The organism is Runella sp. R0.1_18 (genome assembly GCF_057652155.1).
Genome location: NZ_JBYFCK010000004.1, coordinates 185,869 through 199,017, shown reverse-complemented (window position 1 = coordinate 199,017; position 13,149 = coordinate 185,869). Strand labels below are relative to the sequence as shown.

Annotated in this window: 6 protein-coding genes; all 6 read right to left on the bottom strand. The window is 46.6% G+C overall.

Annotated elements, in window-relative coordinates; all coding sequences use genetic code 11:
* Window positions 1–1,301, bottom strand: a 1,301-nt coding sequence (locus AC23P2_RS08735) for a fibronectin type III domain-containing protein (RefSeq protein WP_487772836.1), incomplete at its 3' end; no start/stop codon positions are given.
* Window positions 1,302–1,324: 23 nt separating this feature from the next.
* Window positions 1,325–3,427 (bottom strand): fibronectin type III domain-containing protein, encoded by a 2,103-nt coding sequence (locus AC23P2_RS08730; RefSeq protein WP_487772835.1) that lies wholly within the window; start codon window positions 3,425–3,427, stop codon window positions 1,325–1,327.
* 8 nt (window positions 3,428–3,435) lie between these two features.
* Window positions 3,436–4,488: a hypothetical protein gene (locus AC23P2_RS08725; RefSeq protein ID WP_487772834.1), complete on the bottom strand. Its 1,053-nt coding sequence runs from the start codon at window positions 4,486–4,488 to the stop codon at window positions 3,436–3,438.
* Between the two features lie 28 nt (window positions 4,489–4,516).
* Complete coding sequence (locus AC23P2_RS08720; protein WP_487772833.1) at window positions 4,517–10,570, bottom strand: hypothetical protein; 6,054 nt, start codon at window positions 10,568–10,570, stop codon at window positions 4,517–4,519.
* Complete coding sequence (locus AC23P2_RS08715) at window positions 10,530–12,176, bottom strand: hypothetical protein (protein WP_487772832.1); 1,647 nt, start codon at window positions 12,174–12,176, stop codon at window positions 10,530–10,532. Before AC23P2_RS08715 ends, AC23P2_RS08720 begins: the two co-directional genes overlap by 41 nt.
* 204 nt (window positions 12,177–12,380) lie before the next feature.
* The gene (locus AC23P2_RS08710) at window positions 12,381–13,019 is read right to left on the bottom strand and encodes a response regulator (RefSeq protein WP_487772831.1); all 639 of its coding nucleotides are present in this window, start codon (window positions 13,017–13,019) and stop codon (window positions 12,381–12,383) included.
* Between the last annotated feature and the right edge of the window lie 130 nt (window positions 13,020–13,149).

Sequence of the window (13,149 nt, the reverse complement as noted above, 5' to 3'; positions counted from 1 at the left end):
CCGTCAGTACTGCGTTCTATTTCAAATCCCGTTTCGTCCGAAGCATTGTCCGTCCACGACAAATTGATTTGACTACTGCTACTGGCCGTCGCCGTCAAGCCGCTCGGCGGACGAGGAATCGTCACGGGAGGAGCTTGCGTGGTAGCACAAGCAGGATCGGTGTAACCTGAGTTTCCTGCGCCATTTTTTGCCCGTACCCGATAACAATATTGCGTTAAAGGAACCAAACCCGTGTTGGAATAGCTTGTGGCGTTGACACCCACGTCGGCGATTTTTGTAAAATTCCGACCATCGGTTCCGCGTTCTACTTCAAAACCCGTTTCATTGTCCGACAAATCTGCCCACGAAAGATTGATTTGGGAACTACTTGTGGCGTTGGCCGTTAAGCGCGCGGGGGCATTGGGTAAGCCCGACTGCGTGGTGGCATCGGCCGTATTGGATTTGGTACGAGAAGGTGTGCCGCCCCGTTGAGAACCTACATAATAATAATAACGGGTAGAAGCATTCAACCCCGTATTAGCGTAGTTCGTTACATTGGCGCCAACATCCGCAATTTTAGAAAAATTAGCATTGTCTGTAGAGCGAAAAACTTCAAAACCTGACTCATTATTAGAAGCATCCGTCCAACTAAGGTTGATTTGGCTTGACGATACCGCTACAGCGCTAAGATTGGTCGGCGGGTTAGGTGGGGAAGCGAGTGTAGTAGCGCAGGCGATATTAGAAAACTCATTGGGGGCTCCCGTCCAAGACACCCGATAACAGTACTCCGTGTTGTCTAACGGAACGGTTTGGTCATCATAAAACGTAAGGTTGGAATCAAACGAACCAATCGTACTCCATGCCCCACCCTGCCCTTGGCGTCGTTGAATAACGACATTGCCGTTTTCTTTCCCGCCTTGTACCTTAAACGTAATGGCAATCCAGTTTGTCCCTTTCACTTCAATTTTTGAAATGTTGGGCGCAACGGGCGGAAAAGCATAAACTACGTTGGAATAACCGCTAAAAGTGGTCGCTGTCAACTTCGCCCGTACACGATAATAACTATACGTATTGGCAGGCGGATTTCCGTCAGTATAGGCAGTGACATTCGCATTTACCTCTCCTAATTTTACAAACCCTGCCGTTTCGGAAGTCGTTGAGCGCTCTAACTCAAAAGCCAACTCCCGTCGAGAATTGTCTGTCCAGCTCAGATTAACCTGTTTGCTAGAAACAGCCACCGCTGCCAGATTGGAAGGGGCTTCACTTTGAGCAAATGCTTTTCCAAAACCGATAAACACTAAAAATAAGAATAGCTTTTTCATGGATATAATGCGTTGAAGGGCATTTATTTAAGCTCTACTTTTACGACCGAAGACAAACTTGACTCCAATCCATCAGGATAAATAACCCGTACCGCATACTGAACAATGCCTTTAGCTGGTGGGCGCTTATCTTGGTATTGACGGTTATCATAAACCGAATCATAACTTAAAAAAGGTTCTTTTTCGACAGCCCGATAAACCACAAAGCGACAATTCGGGACGGCATAATTCCACGAAACCAACACCGTTTTATCTGGATTGATAATCGCTTTGAGCCCACTGACTTTCTGGGGAGTAATGCGCGGCGTTTGAATGTTGAGTGGAAAAGATGTCTCTGAACGCAGCCCCGCTTCGTCCACTGCCACCAACGCATAGCCGTATTCTGAGCTTCCTTTGATGGTTTTGTCGGTATAAGTCGAAATGTCTTTCGTTAATTTTGCCAATTCAACCCACCTTTCACTGCTTTTGCCGCGACGTAACAACAACTGATACGCTACGTCGTCGCTCCTACTTGGTGCCCATGAAAACGCTACTGAGGTGTCGCTCACGACATAGTCTCTTATGACAGGTGTCGTTGGCGCAATTTTATCGGGACGAATCAGCTCCAAAATATCGGAAGCTTCGCTTGGATTGTAATTTTTGTCGTAGGCAATGACCCGAAAGTATTTTTTACGCGTCAGCGTATTGAGCGTCACGCTATCATTATAGACTGGCAATGCCAAATAGCCTTTGGTATCTACCGTAAAAACGTGTTTGCGGTCGTTTGCCGATACCACCCGATACCCCATCAAATCGGGTTCGGGATTCATGTCCCACACAACACGCACAAAGCCCGTTGAGTCAATGTATCCTTGCAACCCTTTTGGCTTTGAAGGGCCTTTCCCATCTTTGATGATGCAATAAACGGGCAGGCTGTGCCCCAGGTTTCGGGCCGTATCTACCGCAATTACTTTGTAATAATTGGGTAAATATGGAATGGCCGTTGTGTCCGTAAACTCACGTGTCGCAGGCCCCAACGGCTCAGTAATTAGCGGGCTAAAAGGCCCTTCTAAATTCGTTGCTTTGGCCACCACAAAGCCTGCCACGTCGCCCGTTACGGCAGGGTATTTCCAAGTCACGCTTACTTTGGCGCCATTGAGGTGTTTGGCATTGAGTTGTTCTACCGATGGCGGCGGGGTTTTGTCAACGCCCATGCCGACGATAATCTCCGAAGGTGCCAATTCACCAAAAGGCGTAATGCCCAAAATTCGATAGTGGTAGTTGCGGTAATTTTGAGGAACGGAGTCGGCATACTGAATGATGTCATCCATCTGGTCGGCGGGAGGTTGTATCCAAGGGCGCTTAGTGAGCCGACGGAAAGTTTTGCCGCCATCTGTTGAGCGCTCTATGTGGTACGACGAAAACGCAGATTCGGCCAGACGGCGATTCCATTTAAGTTTGATCAGATGCTCTCCCGATTCGGGACGAACAGGTACCATTTTCAGGGGTGCTCCTGGGCCATCATTGACCACCGACGATGCCGCCACTTCTACTGGATACGTTTGCGGGTCGGTCAGTGGAATGATATAATAGAGATACTGAACGCCTTTTTTAACCTTTTTATCTACCCAACCCAAGGCCATGCCGCGGGCATATCGGGGGTGGCTATCGGCCAAAACCAAGGCCAACATCATGCGCAGGTCGTTCTGGTTTTGTTGTTCCAAAATTTTATCCAACGTCACGGCCTCAGTAGCTCCGATGGGCGTATTTTTTCCATGAACCAACTGCGCACAAGCCGCCGCTAGGGTGTCGCGGCGAGTGGTATTTTTAAGCCATTCTTCAAGTGTCCAAGGCAATATGGTCTCTTGAAAGTCCAGTTTCGTTGTTTTATTGTCGATGACGCTGCGCCGAGTAAGCAAATACCCCGATTTAAGCGCTTGTCTGAAAAAAGAAGATTGGTTGGGGGCCCAACGAACGACAATCGAATCGCCAAACGATTTGGTCATTACCCCTACTCGGTATTTCCCCAGCAGCGAGGTATCTATGGGTGTTTTTGGAGAAGCAGCCGTCTTTTTTTGTTGCCCCCAAGCGGAAGAAGCAAAAAGTAAGAAGCAAAGGGCAAAAGGAGTATATACACTAACTTTCATAATATCAATTATTTAGCGGAGTTAAACACCGAGGCGGAGCGGATTTTTTGGGCAATGCTGTAAGCCATTTCCGACGGGCAATTATTGTCTTTGTCAAACAAGATAGCTCCTTGATTGGACGACGTAATGGCCTGTAACCAATTTAAATTTACCTGATGTACATCAAAAAAGGCGCTTTGATTTTTGTAGTCCAGCAATGGACGATAAAGGCTTCCCCACTTAGCCGATTGCAATAACTGAGTCAGTTTACTGTTGCTTTTATTGGTCTCTATTTGGCTTTTGGCAATGATAACCGCAATGGCGCAATTGGCATTCGCTCCTGGCCCCGCCATGAAGAAAAAGCCACGGGTATTGGCAGGGCTGTTCACCGACTTCATTCCGTATGATTCATCTGTTACGTAGTCAAAAGGCATTTGATAATGAATACCCAACAACTCATCTTTAAAATAGTTGGGCTGCTGATAATCAGCCGTCCAAGTCTCTGTTTTGAACTTATCTTTGGCCTTAGTTCTGAGCATCTCCAGCGTTTCTGGGCCAAGCTTACCTCCTTTCAACTTTTCTAACAGCGTATTTACATAAGCCCCGTTATTGGTTGCCGCCAATACAAGCTGATCAGCTACCTTTGAAGCGATATACTCATTGATTCCCTGGTTGTTGCTATTGTATTTGTCATCGTTTGCCTCAATGAGCTCTGCTAGTTTTTGCGCAATGTGTTTGTTGTACAATTTCAAGACTGGGTCCGACCAATAAGTGATGCCGTAGTTTTTGGGGGAATTGTCGCCAAAGATGGTTTTCTCAATCATCATCTTATTGGCATCAGCCAATATTTGGTTCGCCTCGAAAGCATTTTTACCCAACTCTTTATCTGTTACATTAAACCCGCCTAAATCGGCACTGGTAGCGTTCGTATTGGCTATGAGGCTCATTTCTACCACATTCAAGTTTACGGCAGGTGTCTTAGCGGCGGTGATTGGCCCATTGGCTGTTACTTTTTTGCCTAGCTGCGCAAAAGAGTTTGAAAAAAATCCGACAACGATTAGCAATGTGACGAGTGGTTTCATAATGCTCAATTTTCAGTCAATTGTTCGCTTATTTTTTCTTTTTTTCCGAAGGGAAAAGGGCTTCAATATCTTCATTTTTGAAAGGCTGCTGGGGCGCATCATTGATGGTATTAAAAAACACCATGGCCCGCTCAAAAACCTTACTTGGACTATCGGGGTTTTCTTTCCCATACGCGCCACCGAACAGCATATTTGTTCCTGTGGGGTCATAAATATCAGGCCGTACTCGTTCTAGCAATTGACTTACTGGAATGGCAATATTTTTAAACCAATTGCTCGTTGGGTCGGCGCGAAGCAGCACCAACGGCGGTCTAACGATTTCGCTACTCAGTTTTTCGGTTCTTAGCTCATACGTATCAAACCCTTCTTTAGACACCATTTTGGTCGTCAAGGCATCGGAAAGAAAACCCCAAAACGACGTCTCGGTCGGAGGGAATTGCGTGGCCATCAGCTTTTCCTTGAGCGTACTAAACTCACTGGTTTTAAAATAATATTTGTACAAACGCGATTCCAAGCTCTGGAAAAATGCGGCTTCTTGCTTTTGCTGCTGTTGAAGGTTCTCAATCGACTTTTGAACAAGAAACTTACCGTCACTAAACATCTTTTCTGTTGCAGTATTGATTTTATAAGATGTACCGTAGCCTTTGGCTATTTTTTCGTACTCCTCTTCAGAAACGACCGTATAAGCGACCATTTGATTGTCGTATTTTTGATTGACCACGTTGGCCATTGCTCCTGCACCTATTCCTGGCGCACTGTATTTTCCTGAGTTTGACCACGATTGAGCCGAAACGCTGCCACTGGTACTTTTTCCTCCTGCACTTACATAAATGTTGGCCGTTGTGATTTTTTTGGCCGAGGCTTTGGCTTTCTGCGCCTCGGCGTACATTTTTTCAGCAAAATCAGCTTTCGGAATTCGTACCAACTCAAAACGATAGAATGTTTTGTTTTTGATGCCAAACGGCATTTTATAGCTCACTTTATCTCCATCAAATTTGGCATCGGCCAGCAGTACATTCGGGCCGTTTACCTCCGCAAACTTGGCTCCTTCCAACGGTACCAATCGAACTTTTAAGTCATAAAACTCGTCGCTATTGAGGTTTTTCATACAACAAGACAAGTTGGCTTTGAGCTTGATAAAGGTCGTGGCGGCGTCTCCTTTCATAAAATATCGCTGTCCTTCGTATGGGTACGAAGTGAGAACCGTAGCGTCATCTTCACTCCCTTTCGACAATACACTGATGCAAGGCCCCGTGGCAAATTCAACGGTTTCGGTTTGTTCGACCGTCTGGTTTTTAAAAATGTAAGGAACTACTTTGCCACTGTTGTCTTTAATAAAAACCTGAACACCCATCGACATTTTATACGTTGAATTGGGCAAAAGTGCCGTACTGCGGTAAAACGTCGCACTGTAATTAGGATCGCCATCTTCGTTTTTTCCCCAACTAAACCGTCCCGAATTATCTTTGCTACAATTGGCATATTCGGCAGGTACACTGGTCGCAATGGCATTGAAGTTTTCTTTCAATTTAAGCCGAAACTCACGGTGAAAAATCTGGACCCCGCCTGGCCCCATCGTAACAGTGCCTTGTGCTCCCGCTTCCACTTTTTGTCCTTGTGGAATTTCGAGGTCAACAATCAAATCCGTTTCTACGGGATAGTTAAACTCCGCATAATAGGGCGACAAGATGGACACTTTTTGCTTCGTACCAGACGGCCCCAACGTGGCGATGAGTGGCTGCCCTGCAAAAGGATTAGGCGGCGAGTAGGCGGGTTCGCATCGTTCACCTTTGTTGTACCAAAATTCAAGGTTTACGCGTCCTTTTACCAAACCTCCCAGCACTCGGTATTTTAGCAAAACGTGCCCATTGAGCCAAATCGGATTGACCATGCCTCCGCGCAACAAAGCAGCGGCTTCTAGCTCTACGACCGTAAACCTTCCTTCATACACCCACGTATCAATGTCCAAATCCAGCGCAAAGTGCATGTAAGCGTAGATTTGACCTTGGGCATACCAGCCATTGATACCAGGCGTATTTCCGTTGCATTTGTCTTCGCTCTTGGCCAAGGCTAAATCAAACCCAATGGCACCGTCGTAGCGTAAATGGAAGGGGCCAATACCAAAATCTGCGCCCAATTTGTAACCAACCCCAAAGGCCAACATCGGAGAACTGTCTTTAAAAACAGTTCCCGCAGTTCCCTTGTACCCCAATTCTTGCAAAATACCTGGCCGTTTTTCAAAGCCATAAGGGGGAGGCGGGAGCGCCCCAACATCTTGTGGCGTGTAGTTTCCCATCATAAAATATGACCCAAAATCAAAACTACCAAGCTTCGCCAGCGTAACATTCAGTCCTATGCGGTTTTGAGGAACACCCAAAGATAAAAACCAAGTACCCTTGTTGCCATCAATCAATAGACGTGTGTCTTTCACATCGGCGCTCAGGCTGATGAGCGGTGGTACGTCGTAGCCCGCGTGCATGTTGAGTTGGGCTTTGAAGACTTTATCAGCAAAACTATATTCTATGACTCCGCCGCCCTGCGCCAGCGATTTGTCCTTTTTTTCCCCAATCAACCACGCATCTATGTGAATGCCCATATTATCAATCCCTTTATTGGTATTAAAAGCGACTTCCAACTCTCCGTTCATTTCAAATACAGCGGGTGTACTCAAGCCGATACCAACTTTAGCTTTAATTCCTAAACCAATGGCTGCGTCGGGCACATAGTCAAACTTGCCTTGTCCAACCTCAACTCGCTTTAATTTGGAATACACCCCTCCGCCGAATCGTCTGAATACCAAAGGCCCCGCAAAGGGAATACCTGCAGTTCCCAAATCAGCTTCTGCTTGTACATACCAATATCGAAAATCTCCTTTCGTAGGTAGTGTACGTCCAAATCGAGCCACTGACGCCCCCTTAAACAAGCCCTTAATATTCATCTCCACGTCTCCTTTGAGACCATTGCCATAGATTGGATCATTGCTATAAAAGGCTAATCCTCCACTGACGTGTACAGCCCCAAAATCCCCATCTACATAGACTTCGTTGGGTTGGATTTTATCAAAACTCCAGTCAGGTCGCCCCTCTTTCATACCTACCTTGAAGAGAATCGTAGCCCCACCCGTTGCCGAAAGTCCCTTATCGCCATCGCCCGTGAGGTCAAGTTTACCCATTAACTTCAATCCCATCGAACCGCCACCGTTGTTGACCAATTGATAATCGGTGAGCGTCAATGGAAAATCAGCCATGGATTTTTGGGGAGAAGCCGAACCCATTTTTAGGCTGGTTAGACCAAAATAATCGGGTTTAGATTGAAATTTCAATCCTTTGAAAGAGCCCGCCGTGAAGTTGAAATAATCGGTAACGATGTCCAACTTTCCATTCAATTCTGCGCCTGCGGTAAATCCTTCTGCATTATACGTAACAAAAATTTTGCTATCGGCATCCAAGTCCAATTGCGCTTTCCAAATGTCCATTTGCATTTTGTCCGTGGGCGAAATGCTAAATTCTACCCCCAGCGAGCCCGCTTGCGGATCTTTGGAAAGGGTACAGGTGTAGGGCAACTGCGATGCCTGTTCCTGTGGGTTTTTGAAAATCGGCAATACTACCAAACCCTTCATTTGGGACTTTTGGAAGGTACTTTTTAAGAAACTTACGGATAGCTCATCTATCGAGTAGTACCAACTATCCAACGAACCACTGCCTACATCCAAAATATTCTTCACAAAAGCTTTTCCCGAAAAACCATTATTGTCAGAAATCAAATCACTCACCCCCACAGTGAGCGGTTTGCCATCGGCCCGCTTGATAAAAGCAGGGAGTTCCAAACTGATTTCGGGGAAATACAGCCCTTGCCACAAGTTCAGTTCAAGCGCGGGGTTTTCCAAATATCCCTCGGGCAGCTTGGCGGGCGTAGTGGTTTCTGAGTGGTCATAAAGCGCAGGTTTGCCAGGAAGCATCGCAAACTTAAAATCGCTCAAGCCTTGTACATAAAACTTAGGAAAAGACAACTGCGCCGTCCAGTTCTGAAAGTTAATCATGCCTGCGTTGACACTAATTTCAACGGGGCCGTTGGTTTCGGCATTTACCAAACCGGGCGGCGTCAGCAGGCCGTGAACGCGCAGTTGTTTGTAGCCATTTTCATCAAAAACAACGTGCGTTACCACGGTCGTGTCTGGGCCTTCAAACGGGCCTTTGGGCGGAGCGGTGTCCATTCCTTTTAAAGCAAAAAACTGCGACAACTGCATTTTTTCGGCCAAGTACAGAATGCCTTCGCCGCAAGGTTTGTCGGGCGACATACACATGTTATACCCACTCAACGGAATGCCATTTACCTGGCTATTGGCTACTTTTATCCACGTATTGGCATCAAAATACGCATTTTTAGGCGTAAAGGTGACGTTGGTAATGGCAATCACCGTATTGACGGGGCCAAAAGATTTGTCTATTCCAAAGGGTACTTCAAAGCCGATACTTTCTTTGGCATTTTTCAAAGAAGAAACGAGCATGTCTTTTTGGGTCGCAAAAAATTCGCTCAGGCCACCCATTTGGCTCGAAGTAAGCGTAGGCGGCTTATAGTCGGGCGAATCGTAGTTGGGAAACAGAGAAGGGTTTGCTTTGTTGCTCAGACGGGCGCGCACAATCCCGCCAATGACCTGCCCCGCCGAATTGCATTGCACATCGTAAAGGCGTACCCTCAACTTGACGTATTGGCTATTGACCATCGGAATGGGAATCATGCCATCGCCGTTCAATTTGCCATTGACTTCTTTTACATTGTCGAGCAACTGCATCGTAAACAGCCCAATGGTCGCCGATTTGTTTTTCAGGGCTCCCTTGTTGTCCACTTGGTTGTCCGAAATTTCGCCCGCATTGCAAGAACAATTGACAGGTATATTTCCAGATTTCACGACCATCGGCTTCGGTTTCCCCGTGCTGTCGTTGGCAGCAAATGAAGGCCCTAAAGGAAAAAATGGCATGGTATCTTCTCCGTACGTAAAATAGCAAACGGGACTTTTTCCCTCGTTCAGAAAATTGATTTTTCGCGAAGCATCAAACGCCTGAACCCGCACCGCATACCGTTTGCCCACCTTCAAGGCAGGCTGGTTGGGGCCGTACAAAAATGAATTTACCCGAATATTCTTTACTTCTACGCCCGATGGTGGCAATACAACGGCATCAATGAATACGTTGGGGTCAAACCCAAAGGTTATGTTTGATGTATTTACTTTGATTTCCGAGGTTTCAATTTTTGTGGTTTTGGCAGCAGGCTTTTTGTCTTTATTGCCGTTCGGGAAACCGCTGATTACATTGGATTGATTGTTCAGAACATTTTCGGCTACTGGCTGAACATCGGGTAATTCAATCACTCTCAGCGTATAACTCACCTGCGCGGGCGATACGCCCACGGGCGGGGTCCACGAAAAAATAACATTTTGTGGCGTATTGGCAGCGACTTTACTGTCACAAATGGGGTTGACGAGCATGGGCGGTTCTACGCTTCTGAGGGTAAACAACCCGCTACATCCCAACGGAAAATCGGCCGACAGAGGACGGCTGCTTCGGTTGTCGAAAGCTTGAACACACAACTGATAATTGCCTTCGGGCAGGGGCATTCCACGGTAAAGTTGGGCTTTGTCCACGCCTTGCACGTCAATTTGCCCCAAATCAAACAACCCTTCTAAATCCGAACGCGTCAGTAACTTGTTTTCTAAGGGAGCTAACCGCAGCGGCACCAATGGACGGAAGTTTTGTGGCGTGGCAATCCGCACGCCATTGTCGCCCGTAATCGTTCCCAAAAAGCGAACTTCCAACGCCGCCGAAGTCGTATTCCGCACAAAGATTTGCACTTGATTCCCTCGGCCTGGGTAGTCTTGCAAATAGGCACTGTAGGGCGGCAATACGTTGACTGTAACCTGCACTTGCTGCCCCCAACCCCCAATGGGGGCTAAAAATGCACAGCAAATCAGCCCTATGACAAACCAACGAAGGTTTGTACAGCAAACGAACCGAACAATTCCCCCATTGGGGGCTAGGGGGCTGTTAAAACGAGATTCCATAACCAAGTGATCCTCTAAGTTCATTGAATTTTTGATCGGGTTGTCCCGTATTTGAGTTAAGGTATCCTAGTTGTAAACTCAAGCTCTGGCGCTTGCCAAGCTGATAGCTCGCATTGGCCGAACCATTAATGACTTGACCGTTTTGCCCTAATTGTTGATTGAACAAATAGCTTCCGCTGGCCGATACGTTCAGTTTTTTATCTAGTAAAGTGTGATTTACCCCTACCGTAGGCCCATAAAAACGAACCGTTTGATTTTGGGGCAAAAACGTCTGGGTATAACTCGCGGTGGCATTGGCTCCAAAACCTGATTCCAATTGGGTAAAGAAGTAGCTTAGGTTCACATTTTGGTTCTGATTTTGGGTAAACTCAGCGGTATTTTGGTTCAAATCCGACAATTGTTGGTGCGTAGCCGTAAGCGTAAACAAATGAGAAACGGACTCATTCTGAAGATTGTAGCGCAGGTTTCCCATCAAACTCAAGTTGTTTTGCGCTAAGCGCAACGTGTCGATGATGGGTCGCAACCCTGCTTGTTGGCTAATACCATAATTTGAAAACTGTAGGTCGATACCAAAGGCCGTAGAGGGGTTGAACGACAACACTGCCGAACCGACCGTCCGCCCCGTTTGGGCGTTCTTATTTTGGGCCAAATTATCTTTTTGAATCCCCAAACTGCCCATAATCCGCAGTTTGCTATTCATCAAATTGAAGCTGGGGGCTACTGTGTAGCTTACGATGTCGCTCTGGAAATAATAGGCGCCCATCGTCTGGAAATTGGGGTCAATACGTTTGTATTGAAGTTTAAGGCCGAAGACTTTGTCTTGGTAGCCCACGGCCGTTTGTAGGGCAGTCGTCAACTGCGTACTGAGCTGGGCAGGCATAAAAATGGTAAAAGCTTTGAGCAACGAACCTTGTTCCAGCGGAATCAGCTGCGCGCGGGTATCGCGGGTGTAGGCGCTCCCCGCAGCGTCCAATTCAAACGACACTTTTTTTACGAGCGTAAATCGCGACGTAAGCCCTATCACGGTGTTGCGGGCAGGTGCAATCGACTCGTTAGGAGTAATCGAATTTTGGTCGTCTGCGGCATTGAGTAAATTCAAATCAACGTAGTTAGACGCCGTTCCGTAGCCCAATTTCACGGCATACCCTGTACGTTTAAACGATGGCAGTGCTTGGTCGGGATTGGCAAGGTCGGTAGAAATGGCTTTGTTGAACCGCCCATAGACCGCTCCCAAACGTAGTTTCCCAGGATTTATCTCAAAACCTCCTCCTAAAAACGTGTGCCCTGCCAAGGTAAAGGGCGAAAACTGGACGTTGCGGTACCCCGCATGAACCATTGCCCATTTGTAAGTAGGGCTTACGCCAAACTGATTGAATGGTTGACGAAAGCTGGCACCTTGGTTCCCTAACACCATCGAAAAAGGCAAAGAGATACCTCCTGGCAAGATCACATTGAGCGAACCGCTCAGTCCGAAGGGCGTAGTTTGGTTGCGGGCGTCAATTCCACTGGCTTGGTAAAGTCCCGCGTAGGCATTTAATCCGCCCGACAACTTCACTGCCTGAGAGGATGAGTTTTGAGCATAGATTATATTGCTCAGGATAAAACACAAAAACAGTAGAAATCGGCGCATAGTTTTTGCTATTGGGTAGAACAAAAATAGCCCATTTGTATAGCTTAGTCAATCGTATAAATATATGACCGTAGAACTACTCGCGTATATTTACAAAAACACAAACACCTAAAAATCAATATATTAAAACAAATACCCATCATTTAAAAATATACTTTCGAGAGGTATATTTTGAGTTAACGGTCGTAGGAATTGAGTTAACGGTCAGCGAGAGAGCTGAATGACATTTTCGCGGAGGGCCTTATTGATGGCTTCGCCCTTAGAATTGACCTGAAGTTTCTCGTAAATCCGCATAATGTGCGTCTGAACGGTACTGATGCTGATCTGGCAGTGGTGCGCTATCAGCTTATAGCTATCGCCTTCCACCAAGCGGTTCAGTACTTCCATCTCTTTGGGAGTCAGGTCGTACGTAACTTTTTGTTTGGGTTTCTGAAAAGCTCCCAGTACTTTCAACGCAATACTCGGACTCATGGCCGCTCCCCCTTGCATTACTTCTTCTATGCTTTGGGTGAGCTTTTCGGCAGGTGTTTTTTTCAGTAAATACCCCACCGCCCCCGTTTCAATGGCAGCAAATACATTGTCAGTATCTTCGTATGCAGTGAGCATCAGTACTTTGGGGGGATGAGCCAATTGCTGCAACAACGCCACCGCTTCAATGCCTGTTCGCGAGGGCATTTCGATGTCCATCAAGACCACCTCTGGCTTTTCAAGTTGCACGGTTTCGACTACCCGAGTCGCGTCAGGATGTGAGCCTGCCAACTCGAAGTGGTCGCTCAGTTCAATGATGAGCGCAATGGTATGTCTAAACGAATCATTATCGTCATAAATCGAAATGCGTGGCATAGTAGTTTTCGTTTATCAGGCAAAGATAAATGACTGTAACATCGTTGTAAATCGGATAAATATATGATTTACGGCTAAGTTTTTTTAAGTTTTACCCGCGGATTGACGCAGATTAAGAGCCGCAGATATT